Source organism: Streptomyces longispororuber (genome assembly GCF_024448165.1).
GTDB classification, from domain to species: Bacteria; Actinomycetota; Actinomycetes; order Streptomycetales; family Streptomycetaceae; genus Streptomyces; species Streptomyces longispororuber_A.
Genome location: NZ_JAMOLN010000180.1, coordinates 1 through 21,604, shown reverse-complemented (window position 1 = coordinate 21,604; position 21,604 = coordinate 1). Strand labels below are relative to the sequence as shown.

The window sequence follows — 21,604 nt, the reverse complement described above, 5'->3', positions numbered from 1 at the left end:
ACCCGGTCCACCAGATCCGCCGCAAGGCAGGTGAGCCGACCAAACGCACGGCGCACGTCACCCCGGTGCACCAGATGGGCTGGCTCCTGCAACGCCAGGACAGCTGCGGCTTCCGGATCCTGGAGAAGCCCGACACGCGCCGCCTGCTGCCCTCCGGCACCACGCACAGCCAGCACCCGCACCACGGAGACCAGCACGAACTCACCGTCCACGACCAACGCAACCTGGCCTTCGCCAAGGCGCGCAACCCGGGACGCAAAGACGCCCCGGTCAGCCTGGTGACCGTCACCTACGACGGACGACTCCAGATCACCGACCCCGACCTGCTGCGCCGCACCCTCACCCAAGGCCTCGGCAAAGCCAAAGCCTACGGATGCGGCCTGCTCACCCTCGCACCCCTCACCCCAGGAGGAGCCGCTTGACGACCGTCTCCCGCCGCGCCGCCCTCACCCCACGCCAACTCACCCGCGCCGGCGACCGGCTCTCCTTCATCTACCTCGAACGATGCACCATCCACCGCGACGCCAACGCCATCACCGCCGAGGACGCCGACGGCACCACCCACATCCCCTCCGCCACCATCGGCACCCTGCTCCTGGGCCCCGGCACCCGCATCACCCACCAGGCCATGAGCGTCCTGGGGGAGTGCGGCGCCGCAGTGTGCTGGGTCGGCGAACACGGCGTGCGCTACTACGCCTCCGGGCGCGCCCTGACCCGCTCCTCCGCCCTGGCCGAAGCACAAGCAACCCAATGGGCCAACCCACGCAACCGGCTCACGGTCGCCCGCGCCATGTACCGCCTACGCTTCCCCGACGACGACCCCTCCGCATACACACGAAAAGAACTCCTCGGCCACGAAGGCCGCCGCGTCAAGGACTGTTACCGCACCCAGTCCCTGCGCACCGGCATCCCCTGGAACGGCCGCCGCTACACACCAGGCGACTTCACCAGCGGCGATCCCGTCAACCAAGCGATCACCGCCGCCGCACAGTGCATGTACGGCATCACCCACGCAGTCATCACCGCCATGGGATGCAGCCCAGCCCTCGGATTCATCCACTCCGGCCACGAACTCTCCTTCGTCCTCGACGTCGCCGACCTCTACAAAACCGAGATCGGTATCCCCATCGCCTTCGACATAGCGGGCGAACACGAAGACGACATCGGGTCTCACACACGCCGGGCCCTACGCGACCGCATCAACGAAACGAGCCTGTTGGACCGCTGCGTCAGCGACATTCAACGCCTCCTACTGCCCGAAACACCCCACGCAACAGCCCTCGACGACGTGCACGACACCGTCACCCTCCACGCCGATGGCGCACACACCGTTGCCTCCGGCCGCAACTACGCCGAAGCCAACGACGCCGACTACCTCGCTGAGGAAGCCTGGTGACCGTCATCGTCCTCACCAACTGCCCCGCCGGACTCCGAGGATTCCTCACCCGCTGGCTCCTGGAAATCTCCGCAGGCGTCTTCATCGGAAACCCTTCCGCGCGAATCCGCGACCAGCTCTGGCGGGAAGTCCAGCAATACGCAGGGCAAGGACGCGCCCTCCTCGCCTACACCACCAACAACGAGCAAGGCTTCACCTTCCGGACCCACGACCACACCTGGCACCCGTCAGACCACGAGGGACTAACCCTGATCCACCGACCGAAGAGAAGCGCTGCTTCAAATCCGCCCGAGCCGAAGCAGGGCTGGAGCAACGCTTCCAGGCGCCGACGCTTCGGTAAGAGATAAGGGTGAATTGGGTTTTATATCTCTTAAGTCGGAGTGTGTGAAAGTGTCCTGGACCGCTACTCGGCCCTTGCAAAAGTGCAGGTCACGAAGAGTGCTCCCCGCACCCGCGGGGATGGTCCCGCCGGATAACGGCGGTACCACTGCGCCTCGATGTGCTCCCCGCACCCGCGGGGATGGTCCCGATCCGCTCCACGACCAAGAACTCGATGACGTGTGCTCCCCGCACCCGCGGGGATGGTCCCAGGGTGCCGGTGTTGAGCAGGCGGACGTCACGGTGCTCCCCGCACCCGCGGGGATGGTCCCGCGATGACGGCGGCCGCGATGGTCCAGAGTGCGTGCTCCCCGCACCCGCGGGGATGGTCCCTGACCGCGTTGGTGATGGAGCCGAGGATCCCGGTGCTCCCCGCACCCGCGGGGATGGTCCCGACGCACCCCGCGCGGTCGAGTAGCCGATGGCGTGCTCCCCGCACCCGCGGGGATGGTCCCTCCGCCGTGAGGGCGTGTGGCTGGCCGTCGCCGTGCTCCCCGCACCCGCGGGGATGGTCCCAAGATCGACGTAGCCAGGGCCGCCGGCCTTCAGTGCTCCCCGCACCCGCGGGGATGGTCCCCTCAAGGCCACCAAGCAGGCACTACAAAAAGCGTGCTCCCCGCACCCGCGGGGATGGTCCCTTCTTCCGCGCGCTGCCCGGGCGGATCGGCTCGTGCTCCCCGCACCCGCGGGGATGGTCCCACCCGGGTGGAGCAGCTGAACGACGGCCTGGTGTGCTCCCCGCACCCGCGGGGATGGTCCCCCGCTGTCGACGGCGATCTCGTAGGCGGACCGGTGCTCCCCGCACCCGCGGGGATGGTCCCCAGGCGTCGGTGCCCGCAAGGGTGCCGGCCATGTGCTCCCCGCACCCGCGGGGATGGTCCCGCCCAGGACAAGCTGATCGCGCTCGCCACGCTGTGCTCCCCGCACCCGCGGGGATGGTCCCGACGTGGCGGTGACGTTTTGATGCAGCAGATGGTGCTCCCCGCACCCGCGGGGATGGTCCCCCGCGCACGTCCATGCCGAGTGGAAGGACCGAGTGCTCCCCGCACCCGCGGGGATGGTCCCGCACGAGCCGGTGGCGCGCCGGAGTTCCTCCAGTGCTCCCCGCACCCGCGGGGATGGTCCCCGTGGTCGTGGGCCCGTAGAGGTCGCCCTTGCGTGCTCCCCGCACCCGCGGGGATGGTCCCGGCACCAGATCAAGGCCGTCGTCAACGAACTCGTGCTCCCCGCACCCGCGGGGATGGTCCCAGCTTCGGCATCGAGCCGTACAACCCGTACGCGTGCTCCCCGCACCCGCGGGGATGGTCCCTCCGAAACGTACGGCGCAAACCGGGAGATCGCGTGCTCCCCGCACCCGCGGGGATGGTCCCACCTTCAAGGCGGTCCAGCACAAGCTGAAGACGTGCTCCCCGCACCCGCGGGGATGGTCCCAGTCCGAACAAGCTCATGGCTTCGCCCCCTCTGTGCTCCCCGCACCCGCGGGGATGGTCCCAGTCCGAACAAGCTCATGGCTTCGCCCCCTCTGTGCTCCCCGCACCCGCGGGGATGGTCCCGTCAACGGACGCGACCGGGCGTCCGGCATGATGTGCTCCCCGCACCCGCGGGGATGGTCCCGGCGTGCTCCTTACGCACGCCCTGAACCCTTTGTGCTCCCCGCACCCGCGGGGATGGTCCCTCCGCGCCCCCGATACCCACGAGAACACCGGCGTGCTCCCCGCACCCGCGGGGTGGTCCCACCGCCGCCGACCGGCACCTCCGCACCACCGGGTGCTCCCCGCACCCGTGGGGATCGCCCCGGGGTGTCCCGAACATTCGGCGTCCACAGTGGCTACTCCCCGGGCACGCGGGGATATAAGGCCCATCTTCCGTACGTGACACCTGAGGAGAACCGAGCCTCGCTGGTGGTTTGTGCGGTCGGTGATGGCGGCCGTCCCTGACGGGGCGCGTTCCTGCGGTAGGTGGTGGCGCTCGCGTGGGAGACGGGGAGGCATGTCTGTCGCGGGGCGGTGGTGCCGGGTTGCGCGCCTGTTTTCGCCGCCGGCCCGGGTTGGCGCGCGGTGGCTGTCCGTGCACTGTGCAGCAAGTGGGAGTCGAGGTGCGCAGTTCCCGCGTGCAGGGCCTTTTGGTCGTGTAGTGCACTGCTGGTGGCGGTGGCAGCGCACTGTTGTCGGCGTGACTGCGCTGTGAGGCTCCCGGTCTGTGGAACACGTGCGCAGGCGCGCTGTCATGGACTGCGCAGCCGTATGGTGAGCTCACGCGTACCGGCCCTGGGAGAGTTCACTGGTACGCATTCTCCGGGTGCCTGGATCGCGTACCGGTCGGCGTCGGAGTGTGGGCGGATCGCGTCTTGGTGCGCGCCTCGGCGGCTTGGCCGCGGTAGCCGCGTGTGCTGGCGGCGGGGCCGGTGACCTGCACGAGTGCTGGGCTGGTACGCCCTCTGGTTCGTGTTCTCGGTGACTCGCAATCGCGTACCGGCCCACATGCAGGCAGAGGATGCATGGCCTGAAGGCACTGGCCGGCCGGTAGGCCGTGGGTGTGGCGACCGGTACGCGTTGGGGATGTGGACGTGTGGTGGAGCCCGGGGCTGTGCAGGTCGTAGCGGAGGGCTTCGGGGGTGCTGCTGACGGCGGCCATGCCAAGCTCCCCATGGGCGGCCATATAGCGCCCCACTGACGGCCTCGGGAATCCCCACGTACGGCTGGTTAGAACTCCCCACCCGCTTGGACAAGTTCGCTCTGGGCAGCCCGGAGCGGGTGAAGAACAGCAGGGAGATCATGGAGATCCTTGAGGCGTATGACCTGACAGGCAGTTACCGTGCTGCGGCCGAGTTGGCTGGATGTGACCACCACACCGTGGCCCGATATGTGCAGATGCGGGCTGCTGGTCAGCACCCCGATCAGCGCCGGCATCGGGCTCGAGCGATCGACGACTACTTGCCGAAGATCGAGGAGCTCGTCGTGCGGTCGCAGGGCAAGATCCGTGCGGATGTGGTGCACAAGCGGATCGTCGCGATGGGCTTCACAGGCGGGGAACGCACGACTCGTCGGACGGTTGCGGAGGCGAAAGCCCAGTTCAGAGCTGGACGGCGGCGGATCTATCGGCCGTGGGTCACCGAGCCCGGCCTCTGGCTTCAGTACGACTTCGGAGACGGCCCCACAATCCACGGACGCAAGACGATCCTGTGGTGCGCTTGGCTTGCCTGGTCAAGGTTCCGCGTGGTGATCCCGATTTGGGACAAGACACTGCCGACCATCACGTCATGCCTGGATGCCACCTTCAGGCGAATTGGTGGAGTCCCCGCCTACGTTCTGACGGACAACGAGAAGACCGTGACTACCGACCATGTCGCTGGAATTGCGGTCCGGAATCCGGAGATTGTCGAGGTTGCGCGTCACTATGGCACCACGATCCGCACCTGTTTGCCGGCAGACCCGGAAACCAAGGGCGGATCCGAGGCAACGGTCCGCATCGCGAAAGCAGACTTGGTGCCCAAAGACGTCAATCTGCGCGACCACTACAAGACCTTCGGCGAACTGGAGGCGGCTTGCCGGGAGTTCTGCGAGGAGGTCAACCATCGCACTCATCGGGCCATTCGCCGTCGCCCGCTGGAACGGCTGGCGGAAGAACAGCAGCGACTGCACCCACTGCCGCGCAGACCTTTCACAGCCGCGTTCGGCACCACCCGGCGGGTCAACTGGGATGCCACGATCTCTGTTGAAGCGGTCCGATACTCCGTTCCGCACGAACTAATCGACACCCGAGTCTGGGCCCGTTTCCACGGGGATGAACTCATCGTGACCGCGGTCGACGAAGAAGCATCGACGCGGGAGGTCGCCCGTCATCGGCGAGGCCGGCCGGGCGATCCGGTGCTGGACGACGCCCACTATCCGCCGAGGTCGGACAAGGAATCCGATCGTGTTCCCAGGGCTGCCTCAGCCGAGGAGGCTGCCTTCCTGGCACTTGGTCCCGGAGCCGCGTCCTGGCTGGTGGAAGCCGGATCAGCGGGCGTTCGCCGGGTCAAGGCAAAGATGAACGAGGCTGTCGCCCTGTCCAAGCTCTACTCCGTCACGGATGTCGACCGCGCTCTGGGAACGGCCGCCGTCACCGGCCGGTTCGCGGACAAAGACCTTCTGTCCATCCTCGACTATCAGGCCGGCCACGAACGCAGCAGTCCAATCATCCGCAGCGAGGATCACTCCCTGCAGTCCGGAACTTCCAGCTGGGCTTCTTTCGGCCGTCCCGACCCTGCTGGACACGACGAAAGCGATCTCGCCTGATGGTCAGCCCTCTTCGCACTGTTCCTGGCTCCGGTGGCGACCCTCTTGCGGAAGCGGTCGAGCTCACCAGACGCCTCAAACTCCCGCACCTGCGAAGGGCGCTGGCAGATCTGATTCCCACCGCCAAAGCGCAAAGATGGGACCCGGCAGAGGTCGTGAGGGTGCTATTGGCCGAAGAAGCAGCTGGTCGTGACCGCGCCAATCTCCACACACGCCGAAAGCGAGCCGGGTTCCCCACGGGAAAGACATTCGGTGACTGGCTGGAGGGAAAATCCTCGATCCCCAGACCCACTCAGGACGCTCTCAAAACCCTCGAATGGGTCGGCCGCCGCGAGAATTTCTGTATCTGTGGCCCCTCGGGCACAGGCAAGTCGCACTTTGCCGAAGCCCTGGGCCAAACCGCCGTCGAAGCTGGCCTGTCGGTCACCTGGTTCACCATCGAGGACCTGGGCGCCCTGGTCCGCCGCCATCGCGCAGACGACTCCATCGCAAGGGCCCTGTCGAGAATCATCCGCTCCGACCTCATCATCGTCGACGATATTGGCCTTCTGCCCGTCTCGCCCGACGCCGCCGAGGGGTTCTATCGCCTGGTCGACGCTGCCTACGAACGGCGCTCGGTCGCCGTCAGCAGCAACCTCCACCCCTCAGGCTTCGACGAGATCATGCCCAAAACCCTGGCCACTGCCACCGTCGACCGGCTCATGCACCACGCTCACATCGTGGTCACCCAGGGTGACAGCTATCGCTTCACCGAGGCCACGAGCGGACAGGGGGTGAAACCCTTCAGCTGATCATCAACGACCCGCGGGCGGGGCACTATCTGGCCGCCAACGGGGAGAGTTCGATGGCCGCCAGCAGGGACAACTACTGGCCGCCTACGGGGAGTTCCGCACGACCGTTGACATGCTGCGCAACTGCCCTGCGCACTACGGCGAGCGGGGCGGTGCGCATGCGCGGTGTGCACCTCCTGGGGTCGGCCGGCAGGCCGGGCTCGTCTGGTACGTAGTTGCGGTCCGGGGTGTCTGCGCAGCTGGGTGTGCAGCTTGCCCAGTCGGTGCGGTCGGGTGGGTGCACAGCCTGCCGATGGTGCGTCCAGTGGGTGGGCGTGCGAGAACGCGTACCGGTCTGCGTACCGGTCAGGCGGTGACGGGTTGTGATGGGAACGGGTGCGCAGCCGCTGGGCTCCGGTAGGCGGACTGGCTGGCCCCGCCGGGGTCAACCCCTGGATGAGCACAAGGCCGCACGCCGCCTTCTGGGGGTGCGGGCCGGATGGAGGGAGCGGGCAGTTGAGTGGAGGTTCCACGGGTTCGGCACAATGATCCGGCCCGGCCCGGGGGCGAGCGAGGTGCTCGGCGTGCAGCACACCTCGGTGTGCGACCAGGCGGTGGGCGAGGGGTGGCTGTCCCGCCGGGTCCTGGGCCTGCTGGTGGAAGGCCTCAGTCACCGCCAGGGGTACGGCATCTCCTTCGAGATGCTTCTCGTTGGCGGTCCGGAGCAGCGTGATGGGCTGCGGACGGCGCTGTGCGAGCTGGAGCGGTACGGCCCTCTGCGGCGAGAGCGCGTCCGCAAACGGTGGACGGTCAGCTGGGGCCGGCACCCTGTGGTCGTCTCGATCGGCGACGAAGTATGCGCAACAGGCAGTGGAGTGCGCTCGCTCGGCAGGAGGGGCGCCGTGGTGTACTCCCAGCGCGCTACTGAGCGCTGCATACTGGCGCGGCTGGGATCGAGCGGCTGCTCGAACGGCGGAGCGGTGGCGAACCACGGTGCTGCCGAGGTCTTTTGAGGATGGCGGCGCGGGCGGCACTGTCCTGCCGGCTCACTCCTGATGATACTGTGGCTATCGCCGGGTGGTGCGACCAGCCTCCCGTGGACACGCCTCCACGATCCCACCCTGCGGCGAAGGCGCAGCAGGGCGGGCCCAGCGCATGCAGATGGGGGAGGCAGTCGCCTGAGGCTGCCCTGCCGGGTCCGGGCCGGGGCCCGGCAGGGACGTGCAAAGTCCCTGTCAAGCACCTCTGTAAAGCCCCCCACAAAAGGCCTGTCAAAGCCCCTAGTGCACCCTTTGCCGCACCGCACCGCGGAGTTGCAGGTCAGGTGGCTTTGCGGGGGGTGTACCGGTGGTGTCGACAACCCCTCACACGCACCCTCCGGCCCGGCCCACAGACGAAGAAGGAAGGAAGAGAGATAGAGCAGACGGCAGGATCGGACCGGTGTGTGCGTGTGCGGGGTTCGGTGCCGTCGTTCCAGGGTGCGCGTGGGGCGGGGGCTGCGCGCCGGTGGCCTGGCCGTGTGTCTGGGTGCCTGTGCCGTCGGGTGATTGGTGCCGGTCGGAGGTGAGTGGAGGGCCGCTCGCGTGTTGGTGTGTGTGGCTGTGTGGAGCCTCCGACCCTCGGCTCTGCGCGGCCATCGTCGATCGACTCACCTTCAACGGCACCTTCGTCGAGACCGGCACCGAGTCCTTCCGGCTGGCTCACAGCAAAGCACAACAGCAACGCAAGAGCACCGAGTGACGCCCGGCGGCGCAGGCCACATAGCTATCCATGCATCATGACGGGATGCGCTATCACCTGGAGCCAGTGACCGGACCTGACGACAGCCCCCCGCTGGTCGCGTTGACTACGTCGTTTGGTAGTGCAGTGGTGGGCTGGCACGGAACCACACCATCGATGGCCGGCGAATACGGCATCGAGTGGACGGTCGAGCGGGATCTGGCCTGGAACGACAACGCGCACCCCGCAGCCACCCCCGGGCCTGGCCTGAGTGTTGACGACGGCACCGTCATGTTGCGAGGACGCCTGGATCTCACGCCGGACGGCGCAGCGGTCTTGGACATCGACGGCTCGCTCGTCCTTTTCGATCTCGCCCATCCAGTTCCGCAGAGCGTCGACGGCACCTGGATCGAGATCCATTGCCACCGAGACGCCGTCTACTTGACCCCCTACACCCTCTGACCGGTCCCAAATCAAGCTGATACCCGGGGCCACTTCAAACCGCCCGAGCTGCGAGAACCATCTCCAAGTGGGGCCGGCTCAAGCCGCCCGGCTGGGGCCAACTCGAACCGCCCGAGCCAACCAGCAGCAACGCCACCGCCGAGGACTTCTGTGACCGAGATCGACGACCTCATCCGCCTCTGCCGGCCACCGGCCACCTCGCCCACCGCCGACTGGCACCAGGTCGAGCGCACGCTCGGATTCACCCTGCCGGCCGACTACCGGCACCTGGCCACCGCCTACGGACCGGGCTCCTTCTGCGACTTCCTCTCCCTGCGCCACCCCCTGGGTGCCACCGACTGGATCAGCCTCACCGGCCCGATGACCACCACGGTCCAACAGCAGCTCACCCGCGACCAAGACCGCGGACAGGCCCTCCCCTGCCCTCCCGCCGACCTGTTCCCCATCGCGGTCAGCGACAACGGCGAGTACGTCTTCTGGCACACCACCTCGGCGCAGGCCCCCAATATGTGGACCATCGCCGTCAACGAGGCCCGCGGGTTAAACTGGTTCACCTACGACGGCTCGCTTGCCGCGTTCCTCCTCACCGTGTTCAGCGGCCGGCTCCAGGTCCCGCTGTTCCCGGACAGCCTGCTGGCCCAGGGAGCGTCGTTCACCCCCGCGCCCCCACCCGGGCCGGGACAAGCTTCCGCCCGTGTCACCACCGCTGCCAGCGGCGCCATGGACTCGCACGTCATCCGCGCCTGGGCCCGCGAGCATGGCTATGACGTTCCGGAGCGCGGACGCATCCCCGGCTCGGTCATCTCAGCCTGGAAGGAAGCCAACCCGTCGTGATCCCTGACCACGTGATGACCGCTTAGACCGCGCACCCAGATCTTGTTGAGGCAGCCTTCCTTGCGGGTCCGAGGTGACGCTGCGATCACGGATTGTCAGTGCCCCGGGCTACCGCTGGGGCGTCCTTGCTCCGCGCCAGGATGGGCCGCTCCCGACTGTTCTCGGCACGGAGCGGCCTCCGACCGACACTCTGAGTGCCGGGTCCCATTTGATGGGCGCCCATATGCCTTCGCAAGGAGAACCCTGAGCCAGAGCTGGATGATGAGCGCGAGCCCTGCTGGCTGTTCGCCGAGCATCCCGGCCGCCATGACTTCGACGTCGAGCCCACAGCGTACAGAGGCAGCCAGCACCCGCAGCTCACGGTCGGGGACGTGCGCCGTGCCTGGGAAGAACCAGCGACGACACCCCGATCCGCGTCCCGGCAGCGGAGTGCTCCCCCCGAACACCGCCGAGACCTGCTCAAGGCGGCAGCTGAGGGGCAGGCGACCACCGTGACACTCCACTCACCGGCACACGAAACGGCATGCGCGCCGCCGCAATTCTCCTGATCGGCCATGGGCCTGATGAGGATCCGCGAAAATCCCCAGGCCCGCTCTCCGTTCCTCACTCGGTTGAACAGGTCAAAGACGTGGTGAGGGTGGGGCCCACGGGTGGACGGTGGATCAGATATCCGGTCAGGGAACCCGTCAGCGGCGGCAGCACTCCGGTGGAGTGGATGATGGGGCGGGCGGCTTCCGGGTTGGCCAGCAGGGCAACGATCGACTGGTCCCAGTGAGCTCCAGCCGGCCTGCTTGCGGGGCGTCTCAGTATTGCTCGGCCACTTGCCCGGCGACCGAGAACTCGGTGCCACACTCCCCGCACGTTCCCTCGCCGAACAGATAGGTGAGGGCGAGCACGACGGTGTCGACCCCGGCCTCGCTGGCCGCGTCATAGAGCACGCGCGCAGGCCCCGACATGTCGTCCGGCTCGGCGGCGCGAAGCGGCGACCCCTCTGGATCGCCCGGCTCCCAATCCCCGACTGCGGAGAAGTAGCCAGCTTCACCGATGGAGACGCACACCCCCATCTCGCATTCGGGGCAGAACACCTCGATCATCCCGTCAGCCAAGCTCTCCAGAGCCACGGACCAGACAGGGACGCCGTTAAGCGCCATGGCGGTCTGCAGCAGATAGACGTAGAGGGCGGGCTCCGCGGGTCGGCGGATCCGGTCATGGGCCAGCGTCTGCAGTCGCTCGATCGGGGCGCCGTACTGACCGCGGGTCTCGTCATCGGCGTCAGTGGTGATCGCACCGGCAAGGATCAGGGCATTGTCAGCGTGTGTGTCCGCCCCGCGTCCCAGATCAGCAAGCAGAGCGAGGGCAGCGAAGCTCGCCGAGTAGACACTTCCCTGATGGCACAACCGTGACCAAAGGTCTTTCCAGACCTCGTCGTTGCGCTCCGTGCCAAGCCGCTCGAACAGGGCCGGAACGTCCTCGGCCGTGCCATACGCATGCTCCAACTTAGACCAGTCCGTCATGCGGGCATCCAACCAGGACGTCCCTCGCCAGCTCGCAGCAGGGCAGGGATGCCGCCAGCCAACACGAACGTGGGGAATCAGGTGAGCAAGTCGGCCCAACAGCAGAGCAGCCGGTGGGGACATTCAAAGAGCCCCATCAGGCCGCGCGCCGTCTCGCAGGGCGGGACTGCAACCAGCGCCCCACGGGTGGCAGAGGACCAGGCCCACGTCGGTCGCGCGCGCAAGGCATAGGTTCTGGATGACCAAAACCTTGCAACTCTGCGTCCCCGTGGCGAGGCCTCGGCCTCCGATGCCCTGTTGGAGCTGATGCCCTGCCGTAGCCCGTCCATGGCCGCTACCGTGGGGGTATGGCTCGGGAAATCCGGATTCAGATCAGCGACGAGGCGTACGAGCAGCTCGAGCGTGCTGCCGCGCAGAAGCATGTGCAGGCTGAGGTGTACGCCGGGCAGGTGCTGGACGCTGACCTGGCGAAGGCCCGCTTCCTGGAGGGTTCTGCGCTGTTCATCGCGGAGCACGCTGCTGGCTTCGCGGAGCGGTTCGGCGGACCGTCTGCCGCGTCCAGCGCCGACGCAGCCTGAGCCAGGGCAAGGATCGTGTTCCTGCAGATCGATCTGCCCTGGCTGCTGGATGTCGCGCACCAGCAGCTGCCCGGAGATCCCCTGGTCGTCGACTACGGGAGTCTGGAGGCGGCTCGGGCGCGGCACTGCTGCCGGGTGATGGACACGTATGTGTACCCGGAGCCGCATCACCGGGCGGCAGCTCTCCTGCAGCAGCTGGTGCTGGTGCCGACGCTTGAGCACTCCAACGAACTGTTCGCGGCAGCCACCGCCGCCGCCTATCTGCACGCGTCCGGGCTGCCGGTGTCGGTGGCGACCAAGGAAGCCGCGGACCTGGTCGAGCAGGCTGCGACCAGGCAGGCCGACGTGCGGCAGATCGCTGCGGTGCTGCGGGAGTGGTCCCGCTAACGCGCCCCGCTGCCCCTGACGCCCCGCACCGTGTCGGGCGATGTGGGTTGTGGCCGGCCGTTCAGGGTGGTCAGGCACGCTCCGTTCCTGGGACAGCGCACACGAGGCTTCCAGTCGCGCCTGCAGAGTGCCCCACTTCGCATCCGCCACCATGAGGATCGGCTACCCGAAGCCACTGCGGTCATGACCGGCTCAGGGCGGTGAGGATACGGCGTCGCTCACGTCCTCACCGAGTGGGGCGGGCAGGAGCGGCCTATTCCTGAGGAGCCTGCGGGTGCCGGGTGACCTGCCGGAGTTGCTTTTCGACGTCGAACCGGTTGAGGTCATGTTCCTCGGCGTACGCGGTGACTGCGGCCTGAGCCGTCGCCGCCGCTTCGAACCAGACTTCGCGCTGCTTCTCGCGTTCGCCGTCGTCGAGGTGCTCCATCTTGCGGCCCTCGTCGTCCGCCGAGCGCTGCAATTCGATCAGGTCGTCAGGTAGTTCGATCGCCACGAGCGGATCTTAAGCGGAGGGGTGCCACCGGGCGCGGCGGGCGCGCGCGGTGTGGGCTGACGTCCGGCGTCTACTCGTGCGGTGGCGGCGGTAGGTTCGCGTGACGACGAACCCCGTACCGGTCGACCCACTCGGTACGGGGTTCGTCTTCTGCGCATAGTGAGCCATTTCCCCGCATGGGTACCAGAGTTGGGCGATAGAGCGCGCTTTCTAGGCCCGCCGCATTTACCCCCGTGATGCGGCGGGCCGAATTGCACCCCCGGACCTGCTGGCCTATCCCCGTGAGGTAGGGGACCGTCCTATGGCGCCGGGGACGGGGCGCCGCTCCCCGTACAGGTCCCGCCCGCCGCGTGGACGGAGACCCTGCGCCGAGCCCGGCCGCGCGGGGCGCCCAGCGGATTCCACTCGGCCGGCAGCGCTTTCCCGCCGACGACCCGCACCAGGCCCAGCGCTTCGAGCTGTCTCAGCTGGTAGTGCACCGACGACCGCGCCCGGAGCCCCACCGCCTCGCCGATCCGGGCAAGCGTCGGCGCCTCACGATGCTCCCGAACCCACGACCGCAGGAAGATCATCACAGCCCTCTGCCGCTCGGTCAGCTCACCCATGGTCGATCCTCTCGGCCTGTCGCCTCAGCTCCATGCGCGCCCCCGCCGAGGGCGGGGGGCCCTCCCGGTACGGATGGGCTACCAGCCGCACGGACAGCCGCAGTAGACGCCGACGCAGCACCGCGGACGGACCGGGCCCGGCCGCGAGCGCCCGATAGGTGCGCGTCCAGTCCGCGCGGGTGCGTACGAGGTCATCCGGAATCGGGGGGTAGCGCATATCTGCGATTGGATCAGATGTTCGATTTTCTGGGCAAGGGCATGTATACACACCCGCTGCCGGGAACCTGGCGAGCTCCGCCAGGTAGAGCGCTCAGCCGCAGTCCCGCGCGCGGCCAGCCCAGACGGGGGAGAGGGTGATCGTGTGGAGTACCCGGTCGATGTGGCGCTGGACCAGCAGGTTGCCGCCCTGCCCGAAGGGCAGGGCTGGTGGTACGAGCCGAAGCCGGACGGCGACCGCGGCATTCTGTGGCGCCGCGGCACCGTACGGATCCAGACCCGTTCGGGCCGGGATGCCACCGAGCAGTGGATCGACATCGCCACCGCGGCGATGGATCTGCCGCCTGACACTGTCCTCGATGGTGAACTGGTGATCTGGCGCGAGGGACGCACCGACCTCGGCGCCGTCCGCGCGCGGGCCTCAGCCCGCGGCCGCCGCATGGCCGACCTGACCGCCCGCTACCCCACCTAATCCGTTGTCAACGGTGGCTGGCTGAAAGGCCAGTCGCTCGTGGCGTTGGGTGAAGAACGACCGCCTCAACCACGCTGGCTATTTCTGGGCGTTCTCTGCGCTCTCCGCTTCACCTGGCGCCAAAGCCCACTACCGGCACCGCCGCGACCATGGAGACTGGCACGCCGCTGCCCAGCGCAACCATTTCAACCGCATGCTCGGCCAGCTCTACCACTGCCTCCAACAAGGTCATCGATATGACGAGGCACTGGCATTCCCAGCTCCGCCCGACGAGGTGGGCATGGCGGCCGCCTAACCAGAGGCCGCATCTCGTCGACAGCGGTCAGGAGCATGCTTAGCGTGGCAGGCGGCCCAACACAGCACGAAGTCTCTCCCGCCCTGCCGTGACGCTCGCGTCCCACAGGCCTGAGACATCACCGCCCAGCGAGAGGGACTGGAGTCGTTGTTCCTCGGTGAGGAAGCCAGCGCCTGCCACGTTCTGGTCGAGCATGCCCATCGCAGTGAGAGCCACGTGGCCGCAGGACACCGCATCGTCAGCATCTCCCGAGCCGTGGGCCAGGAGGGCATACCGCAGGCAGAGGGCAGCGAAGAAGGCGTAGGTATCGGCGACATCGGTGATCCCCTCCTCGTTCGGCTGAAGCTCCGCGAACCGCTCCAGCCGGTGCACGCCCTCGGCAGCGTTGACGAGCGGCTGTTCGACATGCCAGAGATCGCGTACGGACTCCGCATAGAAGTCCAGGTCGGCTTCCCGCCCCGGCGCGCCCGCCCGCAGGCCCACGAATAGTGGCGCCATACGTTCGGCGCAGGCGGCGGCATACAGGCGGATCGTCTCATCGCCTCCGTCACGAAGGGCCGCCGTGACGGCCCCTTCCACCAGCGCCTCCATGCCCCACCCTCATCCCGTTCGAACAGATCGACAGGCTACACAGCGGGCTGAAGACCGCCGCTTGACGAGTTAGGCGCCTGAGGCGTCTCCTACGTGGCCTTTTGATCTCCCACCCCGACCTCGGCGACGTCCGCACGCGGCCGTGGCGCGAGCGCAGGGACCTTCTCGTCGACCTCGTCACTTCCCTGGGCCCGCCGATCCAGGGCCTCTCTGCGCTGCCGGACGGGCGGGTCGTCGGCTCGCAGATGCTCACCCGACCGCTCGCCGCCGAAGTCGGTGAGCGCCTTGCCGCGGTCGGCCCCGGGCGACGGGACCGCACACACGACGGCGAGACATACACGGCGACCGGCCCTGGGCTCGTCGTAGAGATCGAGGCGGGCTCGCGCCACGGCCGCGTGCGGACGTCGCCGAGGTCGGGGTGGGAGATCACGTCAACCACCAGGCACGCCGTCGCCACAGTTCTGCGCACAGCGTGAAGGGCGGCCTCTCAATGAGAGACCGCCCCCAGAACGCTGCACAGCGCACCACCTAAACGCAGTACCCCAGCAGCGTCAGTGATGGCTCAGCAGTTCGCGCAGGAGCCTGAGGACGTTGGCAGATGCAGATACGGCAGTGAGCGCCAGACTGAGACGTGCCGCGACGCGCTTCTTGACCTTCTTTGGCGCGGTACTGTCAGAGGACACGATGATTCACTCTCCAGTGGTGATATCTCGATGCCCGTCAGCGCAGGTCGCTTGGCCGCACTTCGCGCTGACGGGCTTTTCGTGTCCACAGAAGCACTAGCTGCGGGCTTTGAGCCAGAGGCAGAATATGCGATGGCCAGTCCGCGCAGGGCCTGACGATCAGCGCGAATGCAGCGCCATGACGCGGGCCAGCAACGACCCGAACGCCTGTGACGGGGGACTACCGTCAGTACAAGTTTGCGTTTGCGCTATTTTCCGGCCACTTGCGTCACCGCTACCCGCGAGCACATGGCGCACAAGGTGAAGGGCGGACCCTCGCCGGAAGGCCCGCCCCATGTGGATCACCAGAAGAGGTGAGCATGCGTCGCCCGGCTCAACGAGTCAGCGCCACGGCAGTCACGTCCCCGGGCGTGCCGATAGTCGGCAATGAGCCCTGACAGCCCGCAGATCGAACCCTTCGGCGGCCTCGAGCGCAGCCGCGGGCAGCAGATCGTCCGGCGCGTAGCCGAGCGCGAGCCGCCCCGCGATGTGGTCGCACAGTGTGGAGGTGGTCCAGGAGCGCTGCGCCGTCGACCAGGTCCGTGTGGCCGTACACGTGGACGCGTACACCTGGCTCTCCAGGAATCCGGTACGGGCGTCCGGGCCCGGTGACGTTGTGACAGCGGCGAGCGGGGGCGCGCCCCCCTGGGCCGCCCTTCGCCACATAGGGCCGCCCGTTCTGGCAGGGACAGCGCCCGCGCCGAAGAAGGTTCTAGACGGCCTGCGCCAGGTCCTCCGGGGCCGGGGAGTTCGTGTCGACGGCAGCGGGCTCCACGGACGTGGGGAGTGCTGCCGGATCGTGCTTCAGCTGCATCCTCCGCTTCACCAGGTCCGGGGCCCTCGTAGGCCGCGAAGTACCGGTGCCCTTGGACGATCACGGCCTGATCCTCCAGGTCGCACCACAGCTTGGCGTACGCCGCCTTATCGTCCTCGCTCCAGCCAGGGGACGCTTCCCGCGCCGCTCGCTCGACCTTGCCTCCGTGCGCTGCCTTCTCGGTGCCCCAGCCGTCCAGCGGCTCCAGCGACCAGGGCCGCGTCTTGGGGAAGGCGGCGCTCTCGGAGTACAGCTCGGCCAGGCGCTTCTGCGCGGCGAGCAGATCGGACGGGAACGGGGTGGGGACATCGGTCATGTGATCGAGAGTACGACTGCGCTCCGACAATCTCCGGCCCCCACCGGACCGGCGGCCAGCCTGTGACTTTGCGCGCTACATGGCACTTGGTCGAGAGAGTTGGAACGAAAGCCTCTGGTCAGAGGCTCTTCCGGCTCTGCCAGTCGAGCGGCTGCGGCTGGCCGGCGGACTTGCGGCCACCCCGGCAACGCGAGGCTACGGCACCGTGGCATCGGGGCGCCGACGAGCGTTCGTTCTGGCCGGTTATCGGCCGACAGGCCGGGGTGATGACTGCCGCGCTGAGCCGTCGTATAGGCCTTGGCGTGCTGTGGACATCTGTTAGAGTCGGCGCTCCGCTCGAGTAGATCGAGGATGGCTAGTGCCTGCTGGGTACTGGTCCGAGGCTTGAAACCTCCGGCTTTCATTCAACTGATGAAACCGGAGGTTTCATTTATGTCTGCCGTCCAACCTGATCCACGACGCTGGTGGGCTCTCGCCGTCATCTCGATGACCCAGCTCGTACTTGTCCTCGACGCGACCATCGTGAACGTCGCTCTGCCGAAGGCGCAGATCGAGCTTGGCATGACCGACACGGAGCGGCAGTGGGTCGTCACCGCCTACGTCCTTGCGTTCGGGTCTCTTCTGCTGCTGGGCGGTCGCCTGGCTGACTTCTGGGGTCGCAAGCGCAGCTTCCTGATCGGCATGATCGGGTTCGGCGCCGCCTCGATCTGGGGTGGTCTGTCGCAGACGAGCATCGAGCTGATCTCCGCGCGCGGGATCCAGGGCGCGTTCGCCGCACTGCTTGCGCCCGCCGCCCTGTCGATGCTCACCGTCCTCTTCACCTCCGGCAAGGAGCGGGCCCGGGCGTTCGGGATCTTCGGGATTGCCGCAGGAAGCGCCGCGACCATCGGTCTGGCCCTCGGGGGTGCGCTCACTGAGTTCGTCGGCTGGCGGTGGTGCCTGCTGGTCAATATCGTCTTCGCGGTTCTGGGCGTCCTCGGCGCCGTGTTGTTCATGAGGGAGTCGAAGGCCAACGATCATCACGGACAGGACCTGTGGGGGGCCATCGTCGTCACTCTGGGATTCGCCAGCCTGGTCTACGGGTTGACCCTCGCGCAGTCCGGGTGGGCGTCAGTCGGGACGATCGCGTTCCTGGTCCTCGGCGCGATCCTTATCGCGGTGTTCTTCGTGATCGAGTCGAAGACCCGATACCCGTTGCTGCCCCTGCGTGTGCTGCGGAACCGCACCCGTGCCGGCGCGTTCATCGTCCAAGCCGTCGTCGGCGCCGTCTACATCGGCGCGACCATGTTCCAGGCGTTCCACCTGCAGGCCGTGCTCGGATTCAGCCCGCTGCTCGCCGGAGTCGCGTCCCTTCCGATGGCGATCACGACGATGGCCCTCGCGCCGCTCGCCACCCGCCTGTTCGAACGCTTCGGGGCCCGGTACGTGATGGCCGCCGGACTGCTCATCGCTGCGGTCGGCATGTTCTACCTCACCCAGCTCACCGTCGGCGGCTCCTACTGGGTTCAGGTGTTCCCCGGCCTGCTGCTGATCGGCATCGGACTCGCGTTTGTGGTCGTGCCGGTGCAGAACGTTGGCCTCGCCGACGTGCCGTGGAGCGACGCCGGCGCGGCGTCCGCCGTCATGGGCTCTTCCATGCAGCTCGGCGGCTCGATCGCTCTGGCGGTATTCACCACCCTGTTCGTCGAGATCGGCGGTGGGTACGCAAGCGGCAGCGTCGCGGGCTACGCCGCCGTGTACCTCGCGGCAGGCATCGTGCTGGTCGTCGGCGCGATCGTCTCCGCCGTGCTGGTTCGCCGTGCTCCTGACGCCGGCAACGGCGAGTGGAGCGGTGAGAACTCCGGCGAGTGGAGCCATGAGACCGCCAGTGACTGGAGCCAGAGCAGCTCCTCGACGGAAGCGTCCGCCTCCTCGGAGTGGTGAACCCGCGGCGCGCATCGCCCCGGAGGAAGCTGCTTCTCCACACAGGTCTGAGCCGGATGGTTGCCGCCGCGTCCGGCTGCTGCTGACCCGCCCAGTGGCTATTCACGTCGTGAAGGCTGCGCCCGACAGCGATCACCGGGCGCAGCCTTCACGACGTTCTGGCGACAGATGCCCCGACAATCCGGCGCTGCTGACCACTGTGATGCCCATCTGGTGCCAAGTAGTGTGGAAACTACAGTCCTTCGCCCCGGTGAGCCTGCGGATCCAGTGCCATGTAGTTCGAAATGTCACAGATCGCGATGACTTCCGCGGACTGCTCTTATCGGCCTTCTTCGCCGTGGTGCCCTTCGCGGCCGTGGTCTTCTTCGAAAGGCCGTCTGCCGCTCTGGCCGGGATTGGCCCGGATGTGAGGACCTCTCCTGCTTGAACAGTCCCTGGTCTCCGGCCCCGGCCCGCGGTCCGCTCTAGCCGCGCACCGTCGTGAACGTGCCTGCCAGTTCTTGGCCCTACCCGGCGGGCTTCATGGCCTCTATTCGTCGTGTGGGGGTGGTTCGGTGTCCGGTCGGCGGTTGGTGGTGTGGGTGGGCAGGATGTGGGTGGCGAGGTGGTGGAGGGATACGTTCTGGGTGAAGGCGCGGGCGCGTAGGAGGTCGAGGGCGTCGGTGGTGGTGCAGTGGAGTTGGGCGGCGAGGTAGCCGACTGCTTGGTGTACCTGGACCCAGCACTCGGTTGCCTGCGTGGCTGTGGGGTGGCTGCCGAGGAGGTCGGTGACGCTGTCGGCCAGGGGGGCCGCGGCGAGTTGGGCGGCGGCGAGGGCGTGGTCGGCCTGGTCGGGTGTGAAGTGGTGCGGGTGTGTGCTGTAGGCGGTGATGGTGCCCAGGCAGAGGCCACCCAGCTGCACGGGGAGGGCTAACGCGGCGCGTATGTGGGGGAGTTGGTCGCTGAGGCAGCCGCCGATGGGCCAGGTGGTGTGGGTGAGGTCGTCGATCAGGACGGTGCGGCTGGTGGCGGATGCGGTCACGGTCGGGCCGTCGGCCAGGGTGAACTGGGCGAGCTCTGCCGGGCCGGCGATGCCGGTGGCGTGGACCACCAGGGCCTGTTCGGTGTGGGGAATGAGCGACAGAGCACAGCCGTCGGCGTCCAGTGTGGAAGCGAACGCGTCACACACCTGCTGGGGCAGCTGCTGCTGCGGGGCGGCCGTGAGGACGGCGGCGACGCGCGCCACGACATCGGCGGGGGACGCATGGCCACCGCGATGCACGCTCATCCGGAAACCCTCTCTCCGGCTCATGGTGAGAGCCATTGTGATGCACATCGTCATGCCGGCGTTGGAACGCGAGCGGCACCCTCACCATGAAGAGTCCACGCTTGTCTCGCACCACCGGTGGAGTGGTTCGATGCCGACCAGCTTCCAGAGCCGGCCGGTTGGCTGGAACGGCCACCGGTCACGCGGCACACAAGCCCGTTGACATCCATACATTTGCGGAGGAATCTCAGGAAGGTTCGATTCCTGTTGTGGATCGGAAGCGAGTCACCCCGTGGGGACCGGGCGCGATGACCTGTCTCCTGCTTCCGCTCCCGCTGGGCGGGCGGATGCACCGACTTTCCACGGCCTGGGCACGGTGTAGCAACACCCCGCCCCGTCCGGGAGACCGCTGCTCCGTTCCGCTCGCACTGCCCGTGTGTTGCCTGGTGCGTGCCGCCGAGGAGAAGGCATGAGTGACTATCCGGACCATCTGATGGGGCTTCACTGGTTCACGGCGCAGGCCTCCAACGGCAGCGGGGCCTGTGTGGAGGTGGCGTTCCTGACGGAGGGGAGGGTGGCCGTGCGCGACAGCAAGGACCGTGGCGTCTGGCCGCTCGTGGTGGGCGGACAGGGCTGGATCTGCTTCGTTCAGGGCGCCGGTGCGGGCACCTTCGGCCCAGTGGACTGAGCCGACCGGAGGGTTCTGCCGCCACCCGGTCCTCCTTCCGGGCACGGCAGCGCAGGGACTACTGGAGGCCCCGCAGTCTGACGAGTTCCTTGCCCTCCCAGCCGAACCAACTACAGCCATGGCGATGCTGCACCAGGGGAGCCTCCAACGCGCCCGCGCACACCAGCGGGCAGCATTCGCTCCAACACGCCCCTGCCTGACGGGGTTACACGCCGGCTGATGGTGACAACACTCGGTACGCGACGAGAGGCTGAGTCCACCGTGAGACGTACCGCCCAGGGGGATGGCGTGTACGTCCACGGGTCCCATCGGCATCGAGTCTCCTCCCGCGGACATCGATGCCGGTGAAGGCGGAGTCCCCGGTATCTGTGATGCCGCCCAGGCCGGGGACTCCGCGCAAATGCGCCCCATCAGACGGACCTTGCCAGCGTTGTGGAGGGAGATCCAGAGGTGAGGGCAGCCGCCGGGAGCCAACCACTGCAGGCGTGCGTGCCGGCGATGTCACGCACGAGGCTGGCCAGCAGGTCGTCGGTCGCACACCAGTTGATGGCGCTCGACATCGCGATTCTGCCTCGGTCCGGACGAAAAGGGGGCTCCACATTCTGACTGACGCCCAGGGCCTGCCGCTGGGCACTGCGGTCTCTGCGGCGAACACCCACGACAGCCTTGCCCTCAAGCCACTGGTCATGGCGGTCCCCGAGGTGCGCTCGCGGCGCGGGCCCCGACGCGGCAGACCCGCCAAGCTTGGCGCAGACAAGGGGTACGACTACCCGGAGATCCGCCGCTGGTTGCGGAGCCGGAACATCACACCCAAGATCGCGCGACGTGGCATCGAGTCGAGCGAACGCTTGGGCCGCTACCGCTGGAAGGTCGAACGCAGCATCTCCTGGCTGTTCAACTACCGGCGC

General features: G+C 67.8%; 19 protein-coding genes, 3 pseudogenes and 1 CRISPR repeat array. Of the genes and pseudogenes, 16 read left to right on the top strand and 6 right to left on the bottom strand.

Annotated elements, in window-relative coordinates:
* The 9 genes and pseudogenes from cas6e to M4J07_RS48320 all read left to right on the top strand — a co-directional run.
* The coding region (gene cas6e, locus M4J07_RS36480; protein ID WP_255979332.1) for a type I-E CRISPR-associated protein Cas6/Cse3/CasE at positions 1-422 on the top strand (422 nt) is incomplete at its 5' end.
* Positions 419-1,396 carry a type I-E CRISPR-associated endonuclease Cas1e gene (gene cas1e / locus M4J07_RS36475; protein ID WP_255979330.1) on the top strand — a complete coding sequence of 326 codons (978 nt, stop codon included), beginning with the start codon at positions 419-421 and terminating at the stop codon, positions 1,394-1,396. The genes cas6e and cas1e, both read left to right, overlap by 4 nt.
* Positions 1,393-1,743 carry a type I-E CRISPR-associated endoribonuclease Cas2e gene (gene cas2e, locus M4J07_RS36470; RefSeq protein ID WP_255979328.1) on the top strand — a complete coding sequence of 117 codons (351 nt, stop codon included), beginning with the start codon at positions 1,393-1,395 and terminating at the stop codon, positions 1,741-1,743. The genes cas1e and cas2e overlap by 4 nt, the downstream gene beginning before the upstream one ends.
* 91 nt (positions 1,744-1,834) lie before the next feature.
* Positions 1,835-3,570: a CRISPR direct-repeat array (repeat unit 29 nt; unit sequence GTGCTCCCCGCACCCGCGGGGATGGTCCC).
* Between the two features lie 957 nt (positions 3,571-4,527).
* Complete coding sequence (gene istA / locus M4J07_RS36465; RefSeq protein WP_255979334.1) at positions 4,528-6,051, top strand: IS21 family transposase; 1,524 nt, start codon at positions 4,528-4,530, stop codon at positions 6,049-6,051.
* The gene (gene istB / locus M4J07_RS36460; RefSeq protein ID WP_255979326.1) at positions 6,051-6,842 is read left to right on the top strand and encodes an IS21-like element helper ATPase IstB; all 792 of its coding nucleotides are present in this window, start codon (positions 6,051-6,053) and stop codon (positions 6,840-6,842) included. The genes istA and istB overlap by 1 nt, the downstream gene beginning before the upstream one ends.
* 563 nt (positions 6,843-7,405) lie before the next feature.
* Positions 7,406-7,834, top strand: coding sequence for a hypothetical protein (locus tag M4J07_RS36455; RefSeq protein WP_255979325.1), 429 nt, complete (start codon positions 7,406-7,408; stop codon positions 7,832-7,834).
* Positions 7,835-8,417: 583 nt separating this feature from the next.
* Positions 8,418-8,561, top strand: a pseudogene (locus tag M4J07_RS48710) (IS21-like element helper ATPase IstB); the annotation flags it as partial.
* Between the two features lie 45 nt (positions 8,562-8,606).
* Positions 8,607-9,002: a hypothetical protein gene (locus M4J07_RS36445; protein ID WP_255979323.1), complete on the top strand. Its 396-nt coding sequence runs from the start codon at positions 8,607-8,609 to the stop codon at positions 9,000-9,002.
* Between the two features lie 150 nt (positions 9,003-9,152).
* Positions 9,153-9,836 (top strand): Lsr2 family DNA-binding protein, encoded by a 684-nt coding sequence (locus M4J07_RS48320; protein WP_255979321.1) that lies wholly within the window; start codon positions 9,153-9,155, stop codon positions 9,834-9,836.
* An 803-nt stretch (positions 9,837-10,639) separates the two neighbouring features.
* Here the strand turns inward: M4J07_RS48320 and M4J07_RS36435 are convergent.
* Positions 10,640-11,350, bottom strand: a complete 711-nt coding sequence (locus M4J07_RS36435) for a hypothetical protein (protein ID WP_255979319.1) — start codon at positions 11,348-11,350, stop codon at positions 10,640-10,642.
* Between the two features lie 347 nt (positions 11,351-11,697).
* Here M4J07_RS36435 and M4J07_RS36430 point away from each other — a divergent pair, with 347 nt between their 5' ends.
* On the top strand, positions 11,698-11,928 hold the full coding sequence (locus tag M4J07_RS36430; protein ID WP_255979317.1) for a hypothetical protein: 231 nt from the start codon (positions 11,698-11,700) through the stop codon (positions 11,926-11,928).
* A gap of 15 nt (positions 11,929-11,943) precedes the next feature.
* Entirely contained in the window at positions 11,944-12,315 is a 372-nt protein-coding gene (locus tag M4J07_RS36425) for a fic family toxin-antitoxin system, toxin component (protein ID WP_255979315.1), read from the top strand.
* Between the two features lie 253 nt (positions 12,316-12,568).
* Here the strand turns inward: M4J07_RS36425 and M4J07_RS36420 are convergent, their stop codons facing one another.
* Positions 12,569-12,808 carry a hypothetical protein gene (locus M4J07_RS36420; RefSeq protein WP_255979313.1) on the bottom strand — a complete coding sequence of 80 codons (240 nt, stop codon included), beginning with the start codon at positions 12,806-12,808 and terminating at the stop codon, positions 12,569-12,571.
* 299 nt (positions 12,809-13,107) lie between these two features.
* Positions 13,108-13,413, bottom strand: a complete 306-nt coding sequence (locus tag M4J07_RS36415; RefSeq protein ID WP_255979311.1) for a LexA family protein — start codon at positions 13,411-13,413, stop codon at positions 13,108-13,110.
* Between the two features lie 361 nt (positions 13,414-13,774).
* On the opposite strand from M4J07_RS36415, the gene M4J07_RS36405 reads away from it, so the two are divergent.
* Together M4J07_RS36405 and M4J07_RS36400 are read left to right on the top strand one after the other, a co-directional pair.
* Entirely contained in the window at positions 13,775-14,101 is a 327-nt protein-coding gene (locus M4J07_RS36405; RefSeq protein WP_255979307.1) for an ATP-dependent DNA ligase, read from the top strand.
* Positions 14,102-14,144: 43 nt separating this feature from the next.
* Positions 14,145-14,396: pseudogene (locus tag M4J07_RS36400) on the top strand (IS110 family transposase); the annotation flags it as partial.
* A 39-nt stretch (positions 14,397-14,435) separates the two neighbouring features.
* Here the strand turns inward: M4J07_RS36400 and M4J07_RS36395 are convergent.
* Both M4J07_RS36395 and M4J07_RS36390 read right to left on the bottom strand, forming a co-directional pair.
* On the bottom strand, positions 14,436-14,987 hold the full coding sequence (locus M4J07_RS36395; RefSeq protein ID WP_255979305.1) for a hypothetical protein: 552 nt from the start codon (positions 14,985-14,987) through the stop codon (positions 14,436-14,438).
* A gap of 89 nt (positions 14,988-15,076) precedes the next feature.
* Positions 15,077-15,376, bottom strand: coding sequence for a hypothetical protein (locus tag M4J07_RS36390; RefSeq protein WP_255979303.1), 300 nt, complete (start codon positions 15,374-15,376; stop codon positions 15,077-15,079).
* Between the two features lie 1,949 nt (positions 15,377-17,325).
* Between M4J07_RS36390 and M4J07_RS36385 the strand changes: the two genes are divergently transcribed.
* Positions 17,326-18,762, top strand: a complete 1,437-nt coding sequence (locus tag M4J07_RS36385) for an MFS transporter (RefSeq protein ID WP_255979301.1) — start codon at positions 17,326-17,328, stop codon at positions 18,760-18,762.
* A gap of 529 nt (positions 18,763-19,291) precedes the next feature.
* Here M4J07_RS36385 and M4J07_RS36380 read toward each other — a convergent pair.
* Positions 19,292-20,029 carry a GAF and ANTAR domain-containing protein gene (locus tag M4J07_RS36380; protein ID WP_255979299.1) on the bottom strand — a complete coding sequence of 246 codons (738 nt, stop codon included), beginning with the start codon at positions 20,027-20,029 and terminating at the stop codon, positions 19,292-19,294.
* Positions 20,030-20,477: 448 nt separating this feature from the next.
* Here M4J07_RS36380 and M4J07_RS36375 point away from each other — a divergent pair, with 448 nt between their 5' ends.
* Positions 20,478-20,696, top strand: a complete 219-nt coding sequence (locus M4J07_RS36375; RefSeq protein ID WP_255979297.1) for a DUF397 domain-containing protein — start codon at positions 20,478-20,480, stop codon at positions 20,694-20,696.
* Positions 20,697-21,259: 563 nt separating this feature from the next.
* Positions 21,260-21,604 (top strand): annotated as a pseudogene (locus M4J07_RS36370) (transposase); the annotation flags it as partial.